This is a genomic window from Pseudomonas sp. Z1-12, assembly GCF_051132015.1.
Classification (GTDB): domain Bacteria; phylum Pseudomonadota; class Gammaproteobacteria; order Pseudomonadales; family Pseudomonadaceae; genus Aquipseudomonas; species Aquipseudomonas zanjanensis.
Map to the genome: position 1 here is coordinate 6,349,106 of NZ_CP071647.1, position 22,618 is coordinate 6,371,723.

Consider the following 22,618-nt stretch of genomic DNA (forward strand, 5'->3'; position numbering starts at 1 on the left):
TTCTTGTTGACCCCAGGCCCGTTGGCCGAGTGTCATTAATGTGCCTGGTGCGGCTGGACAGCGGCAAAGCCCGGGACATGGGCCTGTATCGCCCCCAGCAGTTCTTCCTTGCTGAACGGCTTGGTCAAAAACTGATCGGAACCGACGATGCGCCCCTTGGCCTTGTCGAACAACCCGTCCCGGGACGACAGCATGATCACCGGCGTGGCCTTGAACGCGCTGTTGTTCTTGATCAGGGCACAGGTCTGGTAGCCATCGAGGCGCGGCATCATGATGTCGACAAAAATGATGCCCGGATGATGGTCGGCGATCTTGGCCAGGGCATCGAAACCGTCGATGGCCGTGATCACCTCGCAGCCCACGTTGCGCAGCAAGGTTTCGGCGGTGCGGCGGATGGTCTTCGAGTCGTCGATGACCATGACCTTCAAGGCGCTGGGTTGCTGCTGCGTGAGATGCTCTGCCATTGCCACTGCGGACCGATTTTTAACGCGTAAGTGTGATCGACAGCGCAAACCCTTGATGTTCAAGGCCCGCACGTCACATGGCAGCCTTTTTAGCACAGTCTCCATCGCCGATCTATCGGCCGCTCGGCGCGGTGGTTTTTCCTTGACCGCCAATCTTCCGGGCGCCACTCTGACGCCACTTTTTCACGCCATTATGTGCCCATCATATTTCGAGGAACCAAGCCATGAGCGTACGCGTCGGCATTGTCATGGACCCTATCGCCAGCATTTCCTATAAGAAGGATAGCTCGCTGGCCATGCTGCTGGCCGCTCAGAAGCGCGGCTGGGAGCTGTTCTACATGGAACAGCGCGACCTCTACCAGGCCGAAGGTCAGGCACGGGCGCGGATGAAGCCGCTAAAGGTCTTCGCCAGCCCTGAAAAATGGTTCGAGCTGGGCGATGAAAGCGATGCGCTGCTCAGCGACCTGGACGTGATCCTGATGCGCAAGGATCCGCCGTTCGATATGGAGTTCGTGTACTCCACCTACCTGCTGGAGCAGGCTGAAAACGCCGGCGTGCTGGTGGTCAACAAACCCCAGAGCCTGCGCGACTGCAACGAAAAGCTGTTCGCCACGCTGTTCCCGCAATGCACGCCGCCGACCATCGTCAGCCGTCGCCCGGACGTGTTGCGCGCATTTGCCGACCATCACGGCGACGTGATCCTCAAGCCCCTGGACGGCATGGGCGGTTCCTCGATCTTCCGGCACACCGCCGGCCACCCGAACCTGTCGGTGATCCTGGAAACCCTGACCCTGCACGGCCAGCAACAGATCATGATCCAAGGCTACCTACCGGCCATCGTCGATGGCGACAAGCGCATCCTGATGATTGACGGCGAACCGGTGGACTATTGCCTGGCGCGCATTCCGGCAGCCGGCGAAACCCGCGGCAACCTGGCAGCCGGTGGCCGTGGCGAGGCGCGACCGCTGACCGAGAAGGACCGCTGGATCGCCGCCCAGGTCGGCCCGACCCTGCGTGAAAAAGGCCTGCTGTTCGTGGGCCTGGACGTGATCGGCGAGCACCTGACGGAAATCAACGTCACCAGCCCGACCTGCATTCGCGAGATCGACAACGCCTTTGGCACGGACATCGGCGGCATGTTGATGGATGCCATCGATCAGAAGCTCAAGGCTCGTTGATCCAGATCTGCTGAAGGAAACCCACATTGCGTTATCATGCCCGGCCTGAAAAAAACGCGATGTTGGTTTCCTTGTCATGACACTCCCGTCCGATCTGCCCCAAGAGCTCGCCCATCGTGGCGTGCGCCCGGCTGATCGCCTCGGTTTTACCCTGTTCCTGGCGGCATTGATCCACCTGGCCTTGCTGCTGGGCGTCGGCTTTGCCACGGTCGAGCCCAAGCAGATCAGCCAGACCCTGGAAATTACCCTGGCCACCTTCAAGAGCGAGGCCAAGCCCGAGAAGGCCGATTTCCTTGCCCAGGAAAACCAGCAAGGCAGCGGCACCCTGGAAAAAAAGGCGACCCCCAAGACCACCGAAATCGCTCCGTTCCAGGACAGCACGGTACAGAAAGTCACCCCGCCGCCGGCGGCCAAGCCCGAAGTGCGGGAAACGGCCCCCAAGGCAGCCGTGACCACCGTGGCGCCGAAGCCGAAAAAAGCCCCGGTCAAGGAAGAGGTCAAGCCCGATCCCAAGCCCCAGGCCCCGGTGCCCACCTTCGACAGCTCCCAACTGTCCAGCGACATCGCCAGCCTGGAAGCCGAACTGGCCCAGGAGCAACAGCTCTACGCCAAGCGCCCGCGCATCCACCGCCTGAGCGCCGCCTCGACCATGCGCGACAAGGGCGCCTGGTACAAGGACGAGTGGCGCAAGAAGGTCGAGCGCATCGGCAACCTCAACTACCCCGACGAGGCCCGGCGCAAACAGATCTACGGCAACCTGCGGCTCATGGTCTCGATCAACCGCGACGGCTCGTTGTATGAAGTGCTGGTGCTCGAATCCTCCGGCCAACCGCTGCTGGACCAGGCAGCCCAGCGGATCGTGCGCCTGGCCGCACCGTTCGCACCGTTTACCGGGGACCTGTCGGACATCGACCGGCTGGAAATCATCCGCACCTGGAAGTTCGCCCGGGGTGATCGGCTTTCCAGTAACTGAGCCTGATCGATGCCTGAACCTGCCGCAGATCCCTTGTGGGAGCGAGCTTGCTCGCGATAGCCATGGATCATTCAACATAAATGTCGGCCGACAGTCCGCCATCGCGAGCAAGCTCGCTCCCACAGGGTTTTGTTGGTGAACTGGCCATTTATACTCATTCCCACAGGGGCGATCTGGGTCATTCTCAGGCATTTCCCGCACATCCCCAGCTTGTCAGTTCGGCCCTGCGCCGCCACACTAGCGCCTATGAAAAACGTCAGCCCCACCTACCTCAAGCATCACTTCCTGATTGCCATGCCGCACATGGCCGATCCGAACTTTGCCCACACCTTGACCTACATCGTCGAGCACACGGCCAATGGGGCCATGGGGCTGGTGGTCAATCGGCCGCAGGAGCTGAACCTGGCGGACATTCTCGAGCAGTTGCGGCCCGAGGTGGAACCGCCACTCTTGTGCCAGCACGTGCCGATTTTCATCGGCGGCCCGGTGCAGACCGATCGCGGCTTCGTGCTCCATCCGTCGGGCCCCAAATTCCAGGCCACGGTGGACCTGGACGGCTTATCGCTGTCCACCTCCCAGGACGTGCTGTTCGCCATCGCCGATGGCGTCGGCCCGGCGAAAAGCCTGATCGCCCTCGGCTATGCCGGCTGGGAGCCCGGGCAACTGGAAGCCGAACTGGCGGATAACGCCTGGCTGACCTGCCCGTTCGACGCCGACATCCTGTTCAATACCAGCAGCGAACTGCGCCTGGAAGCGGCGGCCAGCCGGTTGGGAGTCAACCTCAGCCTGCTCACCAGCCAGGCAGGACACGCCTGATGGCCCTGCGCTTGCTGCTGGGCTTCGATTACGGCACCAAACAGATCGGCGTGGCGGTCGGCCAGGTCATTACCGGGCAGGCCCGCGAGTTGTGCACCTTGAAGGCGCAGAATGGCGTGCCGGACTGGAACCAGGTCGAAGCGCTGATCAAGGAGTGGAAACCCGATGCCGTGGTGGTCGGCCTGCCGCTGAACATGGACGGCACGCCCAGCGACATGTGCCTGCGCGCGGAAAAATTCGCCCGCCGACTCAACGGCCGCTACAACCTGCCCTTCTATACCCATGACGAGCGCCTGACCACCTTCGAGGCCAAGGGCGAGCGCCTGGTGCGCGGCGGACAGAAAGGCAGTTACCGCGACAACCCGGTGGACGCCATCGCCGCCGCCCTGCTGCTGCAAGGCTGGCTCGACGCCAACGCCGCCCTGTTCGAAACCTGATTTTTTGAAAGCGCCGCCAAGGCGCTTTCTCTTAGCGATAGACCGCGCCGCCCACCACCGGCCCGGGAACCTGAAGGAGCCAGCATGAGCCTGCCCAATCCTGCCGAACTGATCAGCCAGATGGCGATTCGTCTCACGGCGCACCTGGAACAACGCGGCATCAGCGAACCGCGCTACATCGGCATTCGCACCGGTGGCGTCTGGGTGGCCCAGGCCTTGCTCGAAGCACTGGGCAGCCAATCGCCGCTGGGCACCCTCGATGTGTCCTTCTACCGCGACGACTTCAGCCAGAACGGCCTGCACCCGCAGGTACGCCCCTCGGCGCTGCCGTTCGAGATCGAAGGCCAGCACCTGGTGCTGATCGACGACGTGCTGATGAGCGGCCGGACCATCCGCGCCGCCATGAACGAATTGTTCGACTACGGTCGCCCGGCCAGCGTGACGTTGGTGTGCCTGCTGGACCTGGACGCCGCCGAGCTGCCGATCCGACCGAACGTGGTCGGCGCGACGCTGACGCTGGCCGCCCACGAGCGGGTCAAGCTCTCCGGGCCGTCGCCGCTGCAACTCGAACTGCAAGACCTTGCCCTTTAACTGCCCTTGTAAGAGTCCATCGCGATGACGCCTCTCGAAACCAAGCGCCCGCTGCAGCTCAACGATCAGGGCCAGCTGCGGCACTTCCTGTCCCTCGACGGCCTGCGCCGCGAGCTGCTGACGGAAATCCTCGACACCGCCGACTCCTTCCTCGAAGTCGGCGCCCGGGCGGTGAAAAAAGTCCCGTTGCTGCGCGGCAAGACCGTGTGCAACGTGTTCTTCGAAAACTCCACCCGTACCCGCACCACCTTCGAACTGGCGGCCCAGCGCCTGTCGGCGGACGTGATCACCCTCAACGTGTCCACGTCCTCGGCGAGCAAGGGCGAAACCCTGCTCGACACCCTGCGCAACCTTGAAGCCATGGCCGCCGACATGTTCGTTGTGCGCCACGGTGATTCGGGCGCAGCGCACTTCATTGCCGAACATGTGTGCCCGCAAGTGGCGATCATCAACGGCGGCGACGGCCGTCACGCCCACCCGACCCAGGGCATGCTCGACATGCTGACCATCCGTCGGCACAAGGGCAGCTTCGAGAACCTGTCCGTAGCGATCGTCGGCGACATCTTGCACTCGCGAGTGGCCCGCTCGAACATGCTGGCCCTCAAGACCCTCGGTTGCCCGGATATCCGCGTGATCGCGCCGAAAACCCTGCTGCCCATCGGCGTCGAGCAATACGGCGTGAAGGTCTACACCGACATGACCGAAGGCCTTAAGCATGTGGACGTGGTGATCATGCTGCGCCTGCAACGCGAGCGCATGACCGGCGGCCTGCTGCCCAGCGAAGGCGAGTTCTACCGCCTGTTCGGCCTGACCACGGCGCGCCTGGCCGGGGCCAAGCCGGACGCCATCGTCATGCACCCGGGGCCGATCAACCGCGGCGTGGAGATCGAGTCAGCGGTAGCCGACGGGCCGCACTCGGTGATCCTCAACCAGGTGACCTACGGCATCGCCATCCGCATGGCCGTGCTGTCCATGGCCATGAGCGGACAAACGGCCCAGCGCCAATTCGACCAGGAGAACGCCCAGTGAAGCTCAGCATTCTCGGCGCACGCGTGATCGATCCAGCCAGCGGCCTGGATCAAGTGACTGACATTCATATCGATGCCTGCAAGATCGTCGCCCTTGGCGCGGCGCCGACAGGTTTCGTCGCCGCCGAAATCCTCGACGCCCAAGGCCTGGTGGCCGCGCCCGGCCTGGTGGATCTGAACGTTGCCCTGCGCGAACCGGGCTACAGCCGCAAAGGCAGCATCATCAGCGAAACCCGCGCCGCCGCTGCCGGTGGCGTGACCAGCCTGTGCTGCCCGCCGCAGACCAAACCGGTGCTGGACACCTCGGCCGTGGCCGAACTGATCCTCGACCGCGCCCGTGAAGCCGGCAACACCAAGGTCTTCCCGATCGGGGCCCTGAGCAAAGGCCTGGAAGGCGAACAACTGGCCGAGCTCATCGCCCTGCGTGACGCCGGGTGCGTGGCGTTCGGCAATGGCCTGAACAATTTCCGCAACACCCGTACCCTGTGCCGCGCCCTGGAATACGCGGCGACTTTCGGCCTGACAGTCATCTTCAACTCCCAGGATCACGACCTGGCCGAAGGTGGCCTCGCCCATGAAGGCCCGACCGCCAGCTTCCTCGGCCTGCCGGGCATCCCGGAAACCGCCGAGACCGTGGCCCTGGCCCGGGACCTGCTGTTGGTGGAACAAAGCGGCGTGCGCGCTCACTTCAGCCAACTGACCAGTGCCCGCGGCGCCGCATTGATCGCCCAGGCCCAGGCCCGCGGCTTGCCGGTGACCGCCGACGTCGCGCTGTACCAGTTGATCCTCACCGACGAAGCGCTGATCGATTTCAACAGCGTCTACCACGTCCAGCCGCCGCTGCGCACTCGCGCCGACCGCGATGGCTTGCGCGAGGCTGTGAAATCCGGCGTGATCTCGGCCATCTCCAGCCATCACCAACCCCACGAGCGCGATGCCAAGCTGGCTCCGTTCGGCGCCACCGAACCGGGCATCAGCAGCGTCGAACTGCTGCTGCCGCTGGCCCTGACGCTGGTGGAAGACGGTTTGCTGGATTTGCCGACCTTGCTGGCGCGCCTGAGCGCCGGCCCGGCCCAGGCGCTGCAACTGCCGGCGGGGAAACTCGCGGTGGGCGCCGCGGCGGACCTGGTGCTGTTCGACCCTAGCGCGTCCACCGTGGCCGGTGAGGCCTGGCGCTCCAAGGGCGACAACTGCCCGTTCCTGGGTCACAGCCTGCCGGGTGTGGTGCGTTATACGCTGATGGATGGGCGGATTACCCACCAGGCCTGAAAACCGCGCCGCTCCTATCGCGAGCAAGCTCGCTCCCACAGGGGATCTTCGGTGAACACAGGATATGTGAACACCTCCGATCCAATGTGGGAGCGAGCTTGCTTGCGATGCAGGCGACTCGGTCTTAGTGAAAAGCCCCACGCTTCTGCGCATTCCGAATCGACACCTGATCGTTCAGCGTCCAGAAGTCATACAGCACCCCAAGGAAAAACACCCCACCGGTCAGCAGGTAGAGGATCCCGCTGAGCCACTTGCCCTGATACATCCGGTGTACGCCCAGCACCCCTAGGAACGTCAGCAGAATCCAAGCCACGCTGTACTCGATGGGCCCGGGGGTGAAACGCAGGTCCGCTTCGCGGTCCATGGCCGGGATCAGGAACAGGTCGATCAACCAACCGATGCCCAGCAGGCCGAAGGTGAAAAACCAGATCGTGCCCGTGACCGGCTTGCCGTAATAGAAACGGTGAGCGCCGGTAAAACCCAAAATCCACAGCAGATACCCGATGACTTTGCTGTGGGTATCGCGGATTGCGTCCTGCTGATAGCTGTTCATTAATGCCTCTTTTGCCTCGATAGAAAAATTTGTTCTGACTTTTTGTGACTTTTTTGTGTCTCGCCGACAAGCGGTCCTGGACGACTCGGACCGAGGAAACGCCCGTGGTACCGGGCTTCTGTCGGACAATCAAGTCAAATTGCCGCAGTGGTGCAGGGTTTACGCTGGGTTTCGGATCGACAAACGGCCTCGGAATGACAAAAAAAGCTGTTATAAAGTTGCGCGCTAACCTTTATGAGCCCTGCCTAATGCGTCCATTTTTCAAGACATGGCTAACCATTTGCCTATTATTGCCACTGGCCGCCCACGCCACCAATCGTGAGCAACGTCTTCCCAACGTCAACGGCTACACCCCGAAATCCCATGTTTCTGCTCCTTCGAGCAAGAACAAGCAGGGCGTCCAGCGCGTGAGCACCGCTCACAGTCGCCTGGTGCCACCCATGGCGACCAAGACGACCAGCAACGTGCTGAGCCGCGCCGTGAATGTCCTCGGCACACCTTATCGTTGGGGCGGCAGCAGCCCAAGTAAAGGTTTCGATTGCAGTGGCTTGGTGAAATACGCGTTCAACGACGCCACGTTCGACCTGCCGCGCACCTCCAACGCCATGGCTGCCGGTCATGGCGAGAAAGTCGAGCGCAAGGACCTCAAGCCCGGCGACCTGATTTTCTTCAAACTCAAGAGCCGCCGCGTCAACCACGTGGCCATCTACCTGGGCAACGACCGTTTCATCCACGCCCCGCGCCGTGGCAAGTCGGTGACCATCGACACGCTGAACAAGCCGTACTGGAACACCCATTACGTGGTCGCCAAGCGAGTGCTGCCGAAAGAACCGGGCGCGATGCGCGTGGTTCAGCGCTGATCCAGCATTTGTGTTGCAACTGATTGCCTCATCGCGAGCAAGCTCGCTCCCACAATTGATTTGCGGCGAACACAATTTCTGTGGTCACTGAAGATCAAGTGTGGGAGCGAGCTTGCTCGCGATGAGGCCCGCAAAAACACCCCATCTCTAGAAATTATCCGGCGTACGCGCCCGCTCCCGGGCATGTTCGCGGCTGATCAGCCCCTTGTTCACCAATTCCTTCAAACACATGTCCAGCGTCTGCATCCCCAGCGAGCCGCCGGTCTGGATGGACGAGTACATCTGCGCCACCTTGTCTTCCCGGATCAGGTTCCGAATGGCCGAGGTCCCCAGCATGATTTCATGGGCCGCGACCCGGCCGCCGCCGATCTTCTTGATCAGCGTCTGGGAAATCACCGCTTGCAACGACTCCGACAACATCGAGCGAACCATCGACTTCTCGTCGCCGGGGAACACGTCCACCACCCGGTCGATGGTCTTGGCCGCCGACGTGGTGTGCAGGGTGCCGAACACCAGGTGCCCGGTTTCGGCGGCGGTCAGCGCCAGGCGGATGGTTTCCAGGTCGCGCATCTCGCCCACCAGGATCACGTCCGGGTCCTCCCGCAAGGCTGAACGCAGGGCCGTGGAGAAGCCTTGGGTGTCGCGGTGCACCTCGCGCTGGTTGATCAGGCATTTGCGCGGTTCGTGAACGAATTCGATAGGGTCTTCGATGGTGAGGATGTGATGGTGCTTGTGGCTGTTGAGGTGGTCGATCATGGCCGCCAGGGTGGTGGACTTGCCTGAGCCGGTCGGCCCGGTCACCAACACCAGCCCGCGCGGAGCCTCGGTGATTTTGCGAAACACTTCGCCCATCCCCAGGTCTTCCATGGTCAGGACTTTCGACGGAATGGTCCGGAACACCGCCCCCGCGCCGCGATTCTGGTTGAAGGCGTTGACCCGGAACCGCGCGACGCCCGGCACGTCGAAGGAAAAGTCGGTTTCCAGAAACTTTTCGTAATCCACCCGTTGCCGGTCGTTCATGATGTCGTAGATCAATTCATGGACCTGCTTGTGGTCCAGCGCCGGCAGGTTGATCCGCCGTACGTCACCATCCACGCGGATCATCGGCGGCAGCCCGGCGGACAGGTGCAGGTCCGACGCCCCCTGTTTGGCGCTGAAGGCCAGCAGTTCAGTGATATCCATAGCGCTCCTCAATTCCAGTAGAATGCCGCGAACCTCACCGCTGGCGCTCCTTTATGTCCACGATAGCAGACAACATTGCTCAGGTTAGTTCGCGTATCCGCACTGCGGAGCAGACCGCCCAACGTGCCGAAGGCAGCGTCCAACTGCTGGCCGTGAGCAAGACCAAGCCCGCCCAGGCCCTGCGTGAAGCCTATGTCGCCGGCCTGCGGGACTTCGGCGAGAACTACCTGCAAGAGGCCTTGGGCAAACAGGCCGAATTGACCGACCTGCCCTTGATCTGGCACTTCATCGGCCCCATTCAATCGAACAAGACGCGTGCTATCGCCGAACACTTCGATTGGGTGCATTCCGTGGATCGCTTGAAAATTGCACAGCGCCTGTCCGAGCAGCGTCCGGCCGAATTGCCGCCGCTGAACATCTGCATTCAGGTCAATGTCAGCGGTGAAGCCAGCAAATCCGGCTGCACCCCGGCGGACCTGCCCGCCCTGGCCAGCGCCATCAGCGCATTGCCGCGCCTGAAGCTGCGTGGGCTGATGGCGATTCCCGAACCCACCGATGACCGCACCGCCCAGGATGCGGCCTTCGCCGCCGTTCAACGCCTGCAAGCCAGCCTGGCACTGCCGCTGGACACACTTTCCATGGGCATGAGCCACGACCTGGAGTCGGCCATTGCCCAAGGCGCCACCTGGGTGCGCATCGGCACTGCCCTGTTTGGCGCCCGCGACTACGGTCACTCCTGAACCATGGCCGACTCATCTCTTTATAAGGACCTGTCATGAGCAACACGCGTATTGCTTTCATCGGCGCCGGCAACATGGCCGCCAGCCTGATCGGCGGCCTGCGGGCCAAGGGTCTGGACGCTTCTCTGATCCGCGCCAGCGATCCAGGTGAAGAGACCCGCACCCGAGTCAGCGCCGAGCACGGCATCGAGACCTTTGCCGACAACGCCCAGGCCATCGACGGCGCGGATGTCATCGTGCTGGCGGTCAAGCCGCAAGCGATGAAAACCGTCTGCGAGGCCCTGCGCCCAAGCCTCAAGCCCCATCAACTGGTGGTGTCGATTGCAGCGGGCATCACCTGCGCCAGCATGAACAACTGGCTCGGCGAGCAGCCGATCGTACGCTGCATGCCCAACACCCCGGCGCTGCTGCGCCAGGGTGTCAGCGGCCTGTTCGCCACCGGACAGGTGAGCGCCGAGCAACGCCAGCAGGCCGAAACACTGCTGTCGGCGGTGGGCCTGGCCCTGTGGCTGGACACCGAACAGCAATTGGACGCCGTCACCGCCGTCTCCGGTTCGGGCCCGGCGTACTTCTTCCTGCTGATCGAAGCCATGACCGCCGCTGGCGAGAAGCTTGGCCTGTCCCGGGAAACCGCCGCCCAACTAACCCTGCAGACCGCCCTCGGTGCCGCACACATGGCGGTGTCCAGCGATGTCGATGCGGCCGAGCTGCGCCACCGCGTGACTTCGCCGGCCGGCACCACCGAAGCGGCCATCAAATCGTTCCAGGCCGGGGGCTTCGAAGCCCTGGTGGAAAAAGCACTCGGCGCCGCCGCGCACCGCTCGGCCGAAATGGCCGAACAACTGGGCCAATAAGGAGCCATTCATGATTGGATTGAACACTGCAGCGGTCTACGTGCTGCAAACCCTCGGCAGCCTGTACCTGCTGATCGTACTGCTGCGCTTCGTGCTGCAACTGGTGCGCGCCAACTTCTACAACCCGCTGTGCCAGTTCATCGTCAAGGCCACCCAGCCGCTGCTCAAGCCGCTGCGCCGGATCATCCCGAGCCTGTTCGGCCTGGACATGTCGTCGCTGGTCCTGGCGATCCTGGTGCAACTGGCACTGATGGCCCTGACCTTGCTGCTGACCTACGGCACCACCGGCAACCCGCTGCAACTGCTGATCTGGTCGATCATTGGCGTGACCGCGCTGTTCCTGAAGATTTTCTTCTTCGCCATGATCATCAGCGTGATCCTGTCGTGGGTCGCGCCGGGCAGCCATAACCCGGGTGCCGAACTGGTGAACCAGATCTGCGAGCCGGCCCTGGCACCGTTCCGCCGCATCGTGCCGAACCTCGGCGGCCTGGACATCTCGCCGATCCTGGCGTTCATGGTGCTCAAGCTGATCGACATGCTGGTGATCAATAACCTGGCGGCGATGACCATGATGCCGGAGATCCTGCGGTTGCTGATCTAAAGCACGCTGCAGCTTTTCCTGTGGCGAGGGAGCTTGCTCCCGCTGGGCTGCGAAGCAGCCCCAAACCAGGCGCCCCCGTCGTCCAGACAGTCCCGGGAGGCAGCTGTCAGGGCCGCTTCGCGCCCCAGCGGGAGCAAGCTCCCTCGCCACAGATTGATCCAGTCACCACAGGGTTTGCATCAGCGGACAATCAGCGCCGCCGTTTGCTTGCCGCTAACCCCAGCGGTCTTTAGACTTACGCCTCATTTCAACGCGAGCAGGGTCGATGCCAGCTGCCTTTCCCCCCGATTCCGTTGGTCTGGTGACGCCGCAAATGGCGCATTTCAGCGAGCCCCTGGCCCTGGCCTGCGGCCGTTCGTTGCCAGCCTATGACCTGATCTACGAAACCTACGGCACCCTCAACGCCACGGCGAGCAATGCCGTGTTGATTTGCCACGCCTTGTCGGGGCATCACCATGCCGCCGGCTACCACAGCATTGACGACCGCAAGCCCGGCTGGTGGGACAGTTGCATTGGCCCGGGCAAGCCCATCGACACCAGTAGGTTCTTCGTGGTCAGCCTGAATAACCTCGGCGGGTGCAACGGCTCCACCGGCCCCAGCAGCCTCAACCCGGACACCGGCAAGCCCTTCGGCGCCGATTTCCCGGTGCTGACCGTGGAAGATTGGGTCCACAGCCAGGCGCGCCTGGCCGACCGCCTCGGCATCGGCCAGTGGGCGGCGGTGATCGGCGGCAGCCTGGGCGGCATGCAGGCCCTGCAATGGACCATCACCTACCCGGACCGCGTGCGCCACTGCCTGGCAATCGCCTCGGCGCCCAAGCTGTCGGCGCAGAACATCGCCTTCAACGAAGTGGCCCGCCAGGCGATCCTCACCGACCCGGAATTCCACGGCGGTTCGTTCCAGGAACACGGCGTGATCCCCAAGCGTGGGCTGATGCTGGCGCGCATGGTCGGGCACATCACCTACCTGTCCGACGACTCCATGGGCGAGAAATTCGGCCGTGGCCTCAAGAGCGAAAAGCTCAACTACGACTTCCACAGCGTCGAGTTCCAGGTCGAGAGCTACCTGCGCTATCAGGGCGAGGAGTTCTCCGGGCGTTTCGACGCCAACACCTACCTGTTGATGACCAAGGCGCTGGACTACTTCGATCCGGCGGCGAACTTCGACGATAACCTGGCGAAAACCTTCGCCAACGCCACCGCCAAGTTCTGTGTGATGTCGTTCACCACCGACTGGCGCTTCTCCCCGGCGCGCTCGCGGGAGCTGGTGGATGCGCTGATGGCCGCGCGCAAGGACGTCTGCTACCTGGAAATCGACGCGCCCCAGGGCCACGACGCCTTTTTGATCCCGATCCCGCGCTACCTGCAGGCGTTCGGCAACTACATGAACCGTATAACGCTGTGAGGACGCCATGAGAGCCGATCTGGACATCATCCAGGAATGGATCCCCGCCGGCAGCCGCGTGCTCGACCTGGGCTGCGGCAACGGCGAACTGCTGACCTGGCTGCGGGACAACAAGCAGGTCACCGGCTACGGCCTGGAAAACGACCCGGACAACATTGCCGAGTGCGTCGCCAAGGGCATCAACGTCATCGAGCAGGACCTGGACAAGGGCCTGGGCAACTTCGCCAGCAACAGCTTCGACATCGTGGTCATGACCCAGGCCCTGCAAGCGGTGCACTACCCGGACAAGATCCTCGACGAAATGCTGCGGGTCGGACGCCAGTGCATCATCACCTTCCCCAACTTCGGCCACTGGCGCTGCCGCTGGTACCTGGCGAGCAAGGGCCGCATGCCGGTCTCGGATTTCCTGCCCTACACCTGGTACAACACGCCGAACATCCACTTTTGCACCTTCAAGGATTTCGAAGCGCTGTGCCACGAACGTGAAGCCAAGGTCATCGATCGCCTGGCCGTGGACCAGCAGCACCGCCACGGGTGGGCCAGCAAGCTATGGCCTAATCTGTTAGGGGAAATAGGCATCTATCGGGTCAGCAGCCCAGGCCTGGCCGATCATCAGGTCGCGGTGTGAGCCCCGGCCTCACCAGGAGCACGACATGAAACGTCTAGCGTTGTTTTTGATCACCGCTTGCCTGAGCGTTGGCGCCATGGCCGCCGACGCCATCAAGGGCGAGCGCAAGGAAGTGTTCGGTGACGTCACCGTGCACTACAACACGTTCAACTCCACCTTCTTGACTCCCGAGATCGCCAAGGGCGCCGAGCTGATCCGCAGCAAGAACCAGGGCGTGATCAATGTGTCGGTGATCAAGGGCGGCAAGCCCTTGATGGCCCAGGTCAGCGGCACGGTGAAAGACCTCACCAGCCAGAGCATCCCGCTGCAATTCAAGCAGGTGATCGAGCCAGGCGCGATCTACTACATCGCCCAGTATCCGGTGCCCCAGCAGGAAACCCGCACCTTCGAGATCAAGGTGCAGACCGGCGACAAGATCAACACCCTCAACTTCAACCAGGAACTGTTCCCGGGCCAATGATCAACCTTACCCAACTCGTGCTGGCCAGCCACAACGCCGGCAAACTCAAGGAACTGCAGGCCATGCTCGGCGGGTCGGTGCAGTTGCGCTCGATTGGCGAATTCAGCCAGGTGGAACCGGAAGAGACTGGCCTGTCATTCGTCGAGAACGCCATCCTCAAGGCCCGCAATGCCGCGCGTATCTCCGGTCTGCCGGCGCTGGCCGACGATTCCGGGCTGGCCGTGGACTTCCTCGGCGGTGCGCCGGGCATCTACTCGGCCCGCTACGCTGACGGCAAAGGTGACGCGGCGAACAATGCCAAGCTGCTCGATGCCCTCAAGGACGTGCCCGAAGCCGAGCGCGGCGCACAGTTCGTCTGTGTGCTGGCCCTGGTCCGCCACGCCGACGATCCGTTGCCGATCCTCTGCGAGGGCCTGTGGCACGGGCGCATCCTCACCGAAGCCAGCGGCGAGCACGGTTTTGGCTACGACCCGTTGTTCTGGGTGCCGGAGCGCAATTGCTCCAGCGCCGAGCTGGGGCCGGTGGAAAAAAACCAACTGAGCCACCGCGCCCGCGCCATGGCCCTGCTGCGTCAACGCCTGGGCCTGCAATGATCGATGACGCTCCCGCACCGCTGATTCATGGCGGTGTCCAAACGCCTCGGGCGCCGCTGCCGGTGCTGCCGCCCCTGGCGTTATACGTCCACATCCCGTGGTGCGTGCGCAAATGCCCGTATTGCGATTTCAACTCCCACACCGCCAGCCCGCAGTTGCCGGAAGAAGAGTATGTCGACGCCCTGCTGGCCGACCTCGACCAGGACCTGCACGCGGTTTACGGTCGCCCGCTGAGCTCGATCTTTTTCGGTGGCGGCACCCCGAGCCTGTTCAGTGCCCAAGCCCTGGGCCGGTTGCTCAAGGGTGTCGAAGCGCGGATAGCGTTCGCCCCGGACATTGAAATCACCCTGGAAGCCAACCCCGGCACGTTCGAGCAAGAAAAGTTCGTCGCCTACCGGGCCCTGGGCATCAATCGCCTCTCCATTGGCATCCAGAGCTTCCAGCAGGCCAAGCTCGAAGCCCTGGGCCGGATCCATAACGGTGACGAGGCGGTGCGCGCCGCCGGCATGGCCCGCCTGGCCGGGTTCGACAATTTCAACCTGGACCTGATGCATGGGCTGCCCGACCAGTCCCTCGACGACGCCTTGAGCGACCTGCGCCAGGCCATCGCCTTGAAGCCGACCCACCTGTCCTGGTACCAATTGACGCTGGAGCCGAACACGGTGTTCTGGAACCAGCCGCCGACCTTGCCCGAAGACGACACGCTGTGGGACATCCAGGAAGCCGGGCAGGCCTTGCTGGCCGAACACGGCTACGCCCAATACGAAGTCTCGGCCTACGCCCAGCCCGGTCGGGCGGCCCGGCATAACCTCAATTACTGGAGTTTCGGCGACTTCATCGGCATCGGTGCCGGCGCCCACGGCAAGCTCAGCCATCCGGACGGGCGCATCGTGCGCACCTGGAAGACCCGCCTGCCCAAGGACTACCTCAACCCGGCCAAAAGCTTCCAGGCCGGCGAGAAAACCCTGGCCAACGAAGAACTGCCGTTCGAGTTCCTGATGAACGCCCTGCGCCTGACCGCAGGCGTGGAAGCGCGGCTGTACCCGGAGCGCACCGGGCTGCCACTTGAAAGCCTGGCCGAAGGCCGGCGCGAGGCCGAACAAAGCGGGTTGTTGCAGGTCGAACCGACACGTCTGGCGGCCACCGAGCGCGGACAGCTGTTTCTCAATGACTTGCTGCAGACATTTCTGAGCTGATCAACACAAGGAAATCGAATGGATCTGGTACTCGACCTGCTGGCCACCGTGTCCCGCTGGAGCCGCAGCAACCTGTCGGAAATCTCCCTGGCATTGGTAGGCTGTTTGCTGGTGCTGTTTGGTGCCGACATCAAGGGCTGGGTCGAACAGCGCCTGGGCAGCATCGCCGGCGCCTTGCGCGTGCCCTTGATCGCCCTGCTGTGCATGATCGGCAGCGGCGCGGCGCTGATCTATGCCACGCCATGGATCGTCAGGGGCTTGAGCCAGTTCAACAACTACAGTCTTGCGCCGGTTTTGTTGGTGGTGCTGGTGTTGATTGGGGTGGTGGCTGACCGCCGCTGATTCAGTCACAACCAAAAACAACTGTGGGAGCGAGCTTGCTCGCGATGGCGGTGTAACAGTCAACATTGATGTTGAATGTCATGCCCTCATCGCGAGCAAGCTCGCTCCCACAGGGGGTCCCATTTCACTATGGGTCTTGTGGTGTTTACGCCAATTTCTCGAACTTCAAATCCCACACCCCATGCCCAAGCCGTTCGCCACGGCGCTCGAACTTGGTGATCGGCCGTTCGGCCGGTCGCGGCACGCACTTGCCGTCTTCGGCCAGGTTGCGATAACCCGGGGCGACGTTCATCACTTCCAGCATGTACTCGGCGTAGGGCTCCCAGTCGGTGGCCATGTGCAGCACCCCGCCGACCTTCAACTTGCTACGCACCAGCTCAGCGAACGACGCCTGGACGATCCGGCGCTTGTGGTGGCGGCTTTTGTGCCAGGGATCCGGGAAGAACAGCATCAGCCGATCGAGACTGTTATCGGCCACGCAGCGGTTGAGCACTTCGATGGCGTCGCAATCGTAGACCCGCAGGTTGGTCAACCCTTGGGTCAGCACGCCATTGAGCAGCGCACCGACGCCTGGACGGTGGACTTCCACACCAATGAAATCCTGCTCAGGTGAAGCGGCGGCCATTTCCAACAACGAGTGGCCCATGCCAAAGCCGATTTCCAGCGAGCGCGGGGCCGAGCGGCCGAAGACCTGGTCAAAATCCACCGGCGCATCGGCCAGGGGCAGGACAAACAGTGGCGCGCCTTGCTCCAGGCCGCGCTGCTGGCCTTCAGTCATGCGCCCGGCGCGCATCACGAAACTCTTGATGCGGCGGTGCTGGCGCTCTTCGCCTTCTTCCGGCAGGACCGGCGTGTCGTTCGATTCAGTCATCAATGGCTCTTACTTGATCAGACCATCCAGCGGCGAGGAGGCGCTGGCGTAAAGTTTTTTCGGCATGCGCCCGGCCAGGTACGCCAGGCGACCGGCGACGATGGCGTGTTTCATGGCTTCGGCCATCAGGATCGGCTGCTGGGCGTGGGCGATGGCCGAGTTCATCAGCACCGCTTCGCAACCCAGTTCCATGGCAATGGTGGCGTCAGAGGCGGTACCGACACCGGCATCCACCAACACCGGGATCTTGGCTTCTTCCAGGATGATCTGCAGGTTGTACGGGTTGCAGATCCCCAGGCCAGTGCCGATCAGGCCGGCCAGCGGCATGACCGCGATGCAGCCGATTTCCGCCAGTTGACGGGCGATGATCGGGTCGTCGCTGGTGTAGACCATCACGTCGAAACCTTCCTTGACCAGGGTCTCGGCGGCCTTGAGGGTTTCGATCACGTTGGGGAACAAGGTCTTCTGGTCCGCCAGCACTTCCAGCTTCACCAGGTTGTGGCCGTCGAGCAGCTCACGGGCCAGGCGGCAGGTGCGCACGGCCTCGATGGCGTCGAAGCAACCGGCGGTGTTGGGCAGGATGGTGTAGCGATCCGGCGGCAGGATATCCAGCAGGTTCGGTTCGCCCGGGTTCTGGCCGATGTTGGTCCGGCGCACGGCGACGGTCACGATCTCGGCGCCCGAGGCCTCGATGGCCAGGCGGGTTTCTTCCATGTCGCGGTATTTGCCGGTGCCTACCAGCAAGCGCGACTGGTAGGTACGACCGGCCAGGACGAAGGGCTTGTCGCTACGAACGATGCTCATGGGAAATCCTCTGTAGGGGTGAGGTTCTTGCGAAAGGCTGCGAAACCGAGGCGACTAGCCGCCACCGATGGCGTGGACCACTTCGACGCTGTCGCCGTCGTTCAACGTGGTTTCGGCGTGCTGGCTGCGCGGGACGATATCCAGATTGAGTTCCACCGCGACGCGGCGTCCGGTGAGTTCCAGACGGGTCAGCAGGGCCGCAACGGTTTCACCGTCGGGCAGTTCAAGGGGTTCGCCGTTCAACTGAATGCGCATGCCGGATGCCGCCATCATTTTTAGGGGCTGGCATTCTAGCCCGATCAGTCTGGGTGACCCAAGCCATTCGTCATGAAATGGACTTGCTGGTCAGCCCAGCCGCCAGGCGGCAGGCCCGGAACAATCCGGAAACAACTCCAGGGTTCAAGCACCCGTCCAAGCCTCCTATATTCGTTGCCTTGAGCTAGACCTGATCGAATAACGCGTGTGAGGAGCCTGTGCCCAACCTCCATCCAACGCCGAATAACCCCGCCATCGACGGCCTGCGCGCCGTTGCAGTCCTGAGCGTGATCGTTTTCCACGCGGACTTCCTGAACGTACTGCCCGGTGGATTTACCGGCGTCGACATCTTTTTCGTCATCTCCGGCTACGTGATCAGCCAGTCGCTGTCCGCTCGCGCCCACCTTCGCTTTCCAGCCTTCCTGATGGATTTTTATCGCCGCCGGTTCCTGCGTATCGTGCCCGCGCTGCTCTTGGTTCTTCTGGTTTTTAGCCTGCTTTCGGCGATGTTCGTGCCCCAAGCCTGGCTCAGCCAGCAGAATGACCGTACCGGGCTGGCCGCCTTCTTCGGCCTGAGCAATTTTGTGCTGGCCTGGAACACCGACACCTACTTCGCCCCGTCCACCCTGCTCAACCCCTATACCCATACCTGGACGTTGGCGGTGGAAGAGCAGTTCTACCTGGTCTTTCCATTCCTCTATTTCATCTGGTTGCGCTACCGGCAATACAGCCGGCTCGCCTGGGCCTTGCTGCCCCTGCTGGCATTGGCATCGCTGGCGTTCAGCGCCCTGCAGACCCGGGTAAATCCGCTCGAGGCGTTTTACCTGTTGCCCAGTCGGTTCTGGGAACTGGCCGCCGGCGCGACGCTTTTCCAGTTGATGGCTACGGGGCGCTTTACGCTGCATTCAACGGCCGCAAGCCGGGTCGTGCTGCTCGCGGGCTTCGCGCTGGTCACTGGCGGACTGTTCCTCGCCGATAAAAACCAGTTTCCCTTCCCTTGGGCGCTGCTGACGGTTTGCGGCACTGTGCTGATCCTCACCGCCCTGGTCCAGAAAACCCACGATCACTTCCTGCCCCGGCGCCTGCTGCAATCGGCGCCCGTCGTCTATGTCGGCAAACTGTCCTACTCGTTGTACCTGTGGCACTGGCCGGTGCTGGTGTTCCTGCGCTGGACCACGGGCCTGGAGCAACTGGCGGTACAGTTGGCCTACCCGCTGATCGTCATGGCGCTTGCCGCAGCGTCCTACCATTGGGTCGAAACACCCTTGCGCAACGGCCATTCGCTGTTCCAACGCCGCGCCTGGATCACGATTGCCTCTTGCCTGGCAGCCATCGGCCTGGGCTGGTCCGGCGCACGCTGGGTCAGCGAAAATCCCCAGGCCCTTTCACTCAGCCAGACCCGGGATACCTACACCTGGTTCTCCAGGCGACTGCCACAACGCTCCGTCGACGAACCCGTCCAGAACCCACCCTTGCAGGGCCGCCAATTGTTCGTGATCGGCGATTCTCACGCGGCGGCCTATCGCACCATGCTCAGCCTCGCATCACGGCAACTCGGCTTCAAGGTTCGGGAATATGAACGCGGCGGCTGCGCGGTGGTCAGCCTCATGGCGCCCAATCCGCAAGGTGTCTGCGCCCGAGCTCGGGAAAAGGCCCTGAGCGACATCGAAGCACGGGCAAGACCCGGTGACATTGTGTTCCTGGCGTCGCTGCGAATGCCGGAGCTGGCTGGGCGCGACTGGGCTCGCAGCGAAGAGGAAGCATGGGGGGACGCCCTTTCCGAGCTGACGTCCGAACAGATTGAAGGCGCCCGGATTGCCGCCGAAGCGGTGCTGACACGCTTGATGGCCGCCAACGTGCGGGTACTGATCAATGCGCCCATGCCTCTGTTCAAGGCGCCGCCCTATCGCTGTTCGGACTGGTTCAACCGGATGAATCCGATCTGCACCCCGGGATTCACCATCGCGCGGCAACACATCGAGCAACTGCGAACGGCGCAAATGACCCTGCTCGATCATTTGACCGGCCAGTATCCGATGCTGCTTGTCTGGGACCCGCTCCCCCTGTTGTGCCCAGGCGCGACCTGCTCTGCCTACGACGACGATAAACCACTCTTCCGCGATGCCGACCACTTGAGTGGGCACGGCAACCGCGTCCTTGCGCCGTCCTTCACACAAACGTTGCTCAATGGCTGGAAGAACGCCAGTTGACCTCTACCGTCAATTCAGGCGCCAGGCGGCAAGGCCCAGGCACAACCAGCCGATCAGGAACGCTACGCCGCCGAACGGGGTAATGATGCCCAGCTTGCTGATACCCGTGAGCGTCAGCAGGTACAGGCTGCCGGAGAACAACAGGATGCCAACCACAAATGAAACCCCGGCCCAGATGACGATGCGACCGGGAATATGCGTGGCCAGCAGCGCAACGCCCAGCAACGCCAGGGTGTGGACCAGTTGGTAGGTGACGCCGGTGTGGAAAATCGCCAGGTAATCGGCGCTCAGGCGGTTTTTCAGGCCATGGGCGGCAAATGCTCCCAGGGCGACGCCGGTGAAGCCGAAAAAAGCCGCCAGCATCAGAAAGCTACGCAACATGGGAACTCCAGTCAGACTCGGTGGGCAGGGTCTGTATAATGGCCCGCTCGACGGGTTCGGCCAAGCCATCTCTATGCTGCGTACATTGTTTCGACGATTCCTTAAAGCCCTGCTCTGGTTCGCCGTCGGCAGCGTTGTGCTGGTGCTGCTGTTTCGCGTGGTGCCGCCACCGTTCACCGCGCTGATGATCGAGCGCAAGGTTGAATCCTGGTTCAACGGCGAGCCGATCGACCTGCAGCGCGACTGGCAACCTTGGGACCAGATATCCGACAGCCTCAAGGTTGCGGTAATTGCTGGCGAAGACCAGAAATTCCCCGAACACTGGGGCTTCGACATCGGCGCGATCCAGGCTGCCTTCGCCCACAATGGCCGTGGCGGTTCGATTCGCGGCGCCAGCACGCTCAGCCAGCAAGTCTCGAAAAACCTGTTCCTGTGGTCGGGGCGCAGCTGGCTGCGCAAAGGCCTGGAGGCCTGGTTCACCGCGCTGATCGAAATGTTCTGGCCCAAGCAGCGGATCCTCGAGGTGTACCTCAATAGCGTGGAGTGGGACGACGGCGTGTTTGGAGCGGAAGCGGCGGCGCGGCATCACTTTCGCGTGGGCGCGGGGGCATTGTCCCGGCAACAGGCCAGCCTGTTGGCGGCGGTGTTGCCCAACCCGCGAAAATGGAGCGCAAGCCGGCCGAGCCCCTACGTGCTACGGCGAGCGGGTTGGATTCGCCAGCAGATGAGCCAGCTGGGGGGCGCCGGTTATTTGCTGGAGCTCGATCGGGCGCGGCGGGCGCCTTGGGCGCAGTAGCAGCACTGAATACCCCTGTGGGAGCGAGCTTGCTCGCGATGACAATTGAGCACTCAGCAGAGATGTCGACTGACCCACCGCCATCGCGAGCAAGCTCGCTCCCACAAGGGACCCGGGGCGAATCCAACATCGAGCACAAAAAAACGCCCCGATCATCACTGATCGGGGCGTTTTTTATTGTCGCTATCGCAGGTCAAGCCGCGATCGAGACCTTGAGCTTGTTCATCGCGCTCTTCTCAAGCTGGCGAATCCGCTCGGCCGACACGTTGTACTTCTGCGCCAGGTCGTGCAGCGTGGCTTTTTCCTCGGCCAGCCAGCGCTGGTAAAGGATGTCGCGGCTGCGCTCGTCCAGCACTTCCAGTGCTTCGTGCAGGTTGGTGTTGGAGTTGTCGCTCCAGTCGGCGTCTTCCAGTTGACGCGCCGGGTCGTACCGGTGGTCTTCCAAGTAGTTGGCCGGCGATTGGAAAGCGCTGTCGTCGTCCGCTTCGGCGGCCGGGTCGAAGGCCATGTCATGGCCGGTCAGGCGGCTTTCCATCTCGCGCACTTCCCGAGGCTCCACGCCCAGGCTTTCGGCAACGCGATGGACTTCCTCGTTGTTCAGCCAGGCCAGACGCTTCTTCTGGCTGCGCAGGTTGAAAAACAGCTTGCGCTGGGCCTTGGTGGTCGCGACTTTCACGATGCGCCAGTTGCGCAAGATGAACTCGTGGATTTCCGCCTTGATCCAGTGCACGGCAAACGACACCAGGCGTACACCCATTTCCGGGTTGAAACGCTTGACCGCCTTCATCAGGCCAACGTTGCCTTCCTGGATCAGGTCGGCCTGGGCCAGCCCGTAGCCGGAATAGCTGCGGGCGATATGTACGACAAAACGCAGGTGGGCGAGCACCATCTGCCGAGCCGCCTCAAGATCCTGCTCATAGTAGAGACTCTCGGCCAGTTCACGCTCCTGCTCGGGGGTCAGCAGCGGGATGCTGTTGACCGTGTGCACATAGGCCTCCAGGTTCGCACCCGGGACCAGAGCATAAGCAGGTTGCAAAGAAGTGGTCATACGAAAAAACCTCCAACTTACATAACTCGTGCAGTTCAGCACTGCGAAAATTGACCGGGAACCGTAGGACAAGTTCCCACAAA

Annotated in this window: 27 protein-coding genes; 19 read left to right on the top strand and 8 right to left on the bottom strand. The window is 62.6% G+C overall.

Features of this window, described 5'->3' with window-relative positions; genetic code table 11:
• Positions 1-35: 35 nt before the first annotated feature.
• Positions 36-464: a response regulator gene (locus tag J3P85_RS27790; RefSeq protein ID WP_092170757.1), complete on the bottom strand. Its 429-nt coding sequence runs from the start codon at positions 462-464 to the stop codon at positions 36-38.
• Between the two features lie 224 nt (positions 465-688).
• Here J3P85_RS27790 and gshB point away from each other — a divergent pair, with 224 nt between their 5' ends.
• From gshB to J3P85_RS27825, 7 genes are all read left to right on the top strand, one after another.
• Positions 689-1,642 carry a glutathione synthase gene (gshB, locus tag J3P85_RS27795; RefSeq protein WP_434704205.1) on the top strand — a complete coding sequence of 318 codons (954 nt, stop codon included), beginning with the start codon at positions 689-691 and terminating at the stop codon, positions 1,640-1,642.
• Between the two features lie 76 nt (positions 1,643-1,718).
• On the top strand, positions 1,719-2,615 hold the full coding sequence (locus tag J3P85_RS27800) for an energy transducer TonB (protein ID WP_186710359.1): 897 nt from the start codon (positions 1,719-1,721) through the stop codon (positions 2,613-2,615).
• Between the two features lie 246 nt (positions 2,616-2,861).
• Complete coding sequence (locus tag J3P85_RS27805) at positions 2,862-3,431, top strand: YqgE/AlgH family protein (protein WP_186710357.1); 570 nt, start codon at positions 2,862-2,864, stop codon at positions 3,429-3,431.
• Positions 3,431-3,868, top strand: a complete 438-nt coding sequence (gene ruvX, locus J3P85_RS27810; protein ID WP_003177497.1) for a Holliday junction resolvase RuvX — start codon at positions 3,431-3,433, stop codon at positions 3,866-3,868. The genes J3P85_RS27805 and ruvX overlap by 1 nt, the downstream gene beginning before the upstream one ends.
• Positions 3,869-3,952: 84 nt before the next feature.
• Positions 3,953-4,459, top strand: coding sequence for a bifunctional pyr operon transcriptional regulator/uracil phosphoribosyltransferase PyrR (pyrR, locus tag J3P85_RS27815; protein ID WP_053126217.1), 507 nt, complete (start codon positions 3,953-3,955; stop codon positions 4,457-4,459).
• Between the two features lie 24 nt (positions 4,460-4,483).
• Positions 4,484-5,488: an aspartate carbamoyltransferase catalytic subunit gene (locus tag J3P85_RS27820; RefSeq protein WP_434704206.1), complete on the top strand. Its 1,005-nt coding sequence runs from the start codon at positions 4,484-4,486 to the stop codon at positions 5,486-5,488.
• Positions 5,485-6,756 (top strand): dihydroorotase, encoded by a 1,272-nt coding sequence (locus tag J3P85_RS27825; RefSeq protein ID WP_434704207.1) that lies wholly within the window; start codon positions 5,485-5,487, stop codon positions 6,754-6,756. The genes J3P85_RS27820 and J3P85_RS27825 overlap by 4 nt, the downstream gene beginning before the upstream one ends.
• Before the next feature lie 124 nt (positions 6,757-6,880).
• Here the strand turns inward: J3P85_RS27825 and J3P85_RS27830 are convergent, their stop codons facing one another.
• Complete coding sequence (locus tag J3P85_RS27830) at positions 6,881-7,309, bottom strand: NINE protein (protein ID WP_186710353.1); 429 nt, start codon at positions 7,307-7,309, stop codon at positions 6,881-6,883.
• A 248-nt stretch (positions 7,310-7,557) separates the two neighbouring features.
• Here J3P85_RS27830 and J3P85_RS27835 point away from each other — a divergent pair, with 248 nt between their 5' ends.
• A complete protein-coding gene (locus J3P85_RS27835) occupies positions 7,558-8,169 on the top strand; it encodes a C40 family peptidase (protein WP_186729237.1) in 612 nt (203 codons plus the stop codon).
• A 147-nt stretch (positions 8,170-8,316) separates the two neighbouring features.
• Here J3P85_RS27835 and J3P85_RS27840 read toward each other — a convergent pair whose 3' ends face one another.
• A complete protein-coding gene (locus J3P85_RS27840) occupies positions 8,317-9,351 on the bottom strand; it encodes a type IV pilus twitching motility protein PilT (protein ID WP_434704208.1) in 1,035 nt (344 codons plus the stop codon).
• Positions 9,352-9,404: 53 nt separating this feature from the next.
• Here J3P85_RS27840 and J3P85_RS27845 point away from each other — a divergent pair, with 53 nt between their 5' ends.
• From J3P85_RS27845 to J3P85_RS27885, 9 genes are all read left to right on the top strand, one after another.
• Entirely contained in the window at positions 9,405-10,091 is a 687-nt protein-coding gene (locus J3P85_RS27845) for a YggS family pyridoxal phosphate-dependent enzyme (RefSeq protein WP_434704209.1), read from the top strand.
• 35 nt (positions 10,092-10,126) lie between these two features.
• A complete protein-coding gene (gene proC / locus J3P85_RS27850) occupies positions 10,127-10,945 on the top strand; it encodes a pyrroline-5-carboxylate reductase (RefSeq protein ID WP_434704210.1) in 819 nt (272 codons plus the stop codon).
• Positions 10,946-10,955: 10 nt separating this feature from the next.
• Positions 10,956-11,546, top strand: a complete 591-nt coding sequence (locus J3P85_RS27855; protein ID WP_072405911.1) for a YggT family protein — start codon at positions 10,956-10,958, stop codon at positions 11,544-11,546.
• Positions 11,547-11,811: 265 nt separating this feature from the next.
• A complete protein-coding gene (metX, locus tag J3P85_RS27860) occupies positions 11,812-12,951 on the top strand; it encodes a homoserine O-succinyltransferase MetX (protein WP_003177487.1) in 1,140 nt (379 codons plus the stop codon).
• A gap of 7 nt (positions 12,952-12,958) precedes the next feature.
• Positions 12,959-13,579, top strand: a complete 621-nt coding sequence (gene metW / locus J3P85_RS27865) for a methionine biosynthesis protein MetW (RefSeq protein WP_053126236.1) — start codon at positions 12,959-12,961, stop codon at positions 13,577-13,579.
• A gap of 25 nt (positions 13,580-13,604) precedes the next feature.
• Positions 13,605-14,039 carry a DUF4426 domain-containing protein gene (locus tag J3P85_RS27870; protein ID WP_434704211.1) on the top strand — a complete coding sequence of 145 codons (435 nt, stop codon included), beginning with the start codon at positions 13,605-13,607 and terminating at the stop codon, positions 14,037-14,039.
• Positions 14,036-14,632, top strand: a complete 597-nt coding sequence (gene rdgB, locus J3P85_RS27875; RefSeq protein WP_250963760.1) for an RdgB/HAM1 family non-canonical purine NTP pyrophosphatase — start codon at positions 14,036-14,038, stop codon at positions 14,630-14,632. The genes J3P85_RS27870 and rdgB overlap by 4 nt, the downstream gene beginning before the upstream one ends.
• Positions 14,629-15,828: a radical SAM family heme chaperone HemW gene (hemW, locus tag J3P85_RS27880; RefSeq protein WP_434704212.1), complete on the top strand. Its 1,200-nt coding sequence runs from the start codon at positions 14,629-14,631 to the stop codon at positions 15,826-15,828. The genes rdgB and hemW overlap by 4 nt, the downstream gene beginning before the upstream one ends.
• Positions 15,829-15,846: 18 nt before the next feature.
• Positions 15,847-16,170, top strand: coding sequence for a DUF3392 domain-containing protein (locus J3P85_RS27885; protein ID WP_014340681.1), 324 nt, complete (start codon positions 15,847-15,849; stop codon positions 16,168-16,170).
• A gap of 145 nt (positions 16,171-16,315) precedes the next feature.
• On the opposite strand, the gene trmB is transcribed toward J3P85_RS27885, so the two are convergent.
• Genes trmB through thiS form a run of 3 tightly spaced genes read right to left on the bottom strand, consistent with a single transcriptional unit; the run spans position 16,316 to position 18,100 of the window.
• On the bottom strand, positions 16,316-17,041 hold the full coding sequence (gene trmB, locus J3P85_RS27890) for a tRNA (guanosine(46)-N7)-methyltransferase TrmB (RefSeq protein WP_018609495.1): 726 nt from the start codon (positions 17,039-17,041) through the stop codon (positions 16,316-16,318).
• Positions 17,042-17,050: 9 nt separating this feature from the next.
• A complete protein-coding gene (locus J3P85_RS27895) occupies positions 17,051-17,845 on the bottom strand; it encodes a thiazole synthase (RefSeq protein ID WP_003177480.1) in 795 nt (264 codons plus the stop codon).
• Positions 17,846-17,899: 54 nt separating this feature from the next.
• The gene (thiS, locus tag J3P85_RS27900) at positions 17,900-18,100 is read right to left on the bottom strand and encodes a sulfur carrier protein ThiS (RefSeq protein WP_163006804.1); all 201 of its coding nucleotides are present in this window, start codon (positions 18,098-18,100) and stop codon (positions 17,900-17,902) included.
• Between the two features lie 218 nt (positions 18,101-18,318).
• Here thiS and J3P85_RS27905 point away from each other — a divergent pair, with 218 nt between their 5' ends.
• Positions 18,319-20,310, top strand: coding sequence for an acyltransferase family protein (locus tag J3P85_RS27905; RefSeq protein ID WP_434704213.1), 1,992 nt, complete (start codon positions 18,319-18,321; stop codon positions 20,308-20,310).
• Between the two features lie 9 nt (positions 20,311-20,319).
• On the opposite strand, the gene J3P85_RS27910 is transcribed toward J3P85_RS27905, so the two are convergent.
• Positions 20,320-20,691, bottom strand: coding sequence for a DUF423 domain-containing protein (locus J3P85_RS27910; RefSeq protein ID WP_434704214.1), 372 nt, complete (start codon positions 20,689-20,691; stop codon positions 20,320-20,322).
• Positions 20,692-20,764: 73 nt separating this feature from the next.
• On the opposite strand from J3P85_RS27910, the gene mtgA reads away from it, so the two are divergent.
• Positions 20,765-21,487 (top strand): monofunctional biosynthetic peptidoglycan transglycosylase, encoded by a 723-nt coding sequence (gene mtgA, locus J3P85_RS27915; protein ID WP_434704215.1) that lies wholly within the window; start codon positions 20,765-20,767, stop codon positions 21,485-21,487.
• A gap of 193 nt (positions 21,488-21,680) precedes the next feature.
• Here the strand turns inward: mtgA and rpoH are convergent, their stop codons facing one another.
• The gene (gene rpoH, locus J3P85_RS27920) at positions 21,681-22,535 is read right to left on the bottom strand and encodes an RNA polymerase sigma factor RpoH (RefSeq protein ID WP_003177476.1); all 855 of its coding nucleotides are present in this window, start codon (positions 22,533-22,535) and stop codon (positions 21,681-21,683) included.
• Positions 22,536-22,618 lie beyond the last annotated feature (83 nt).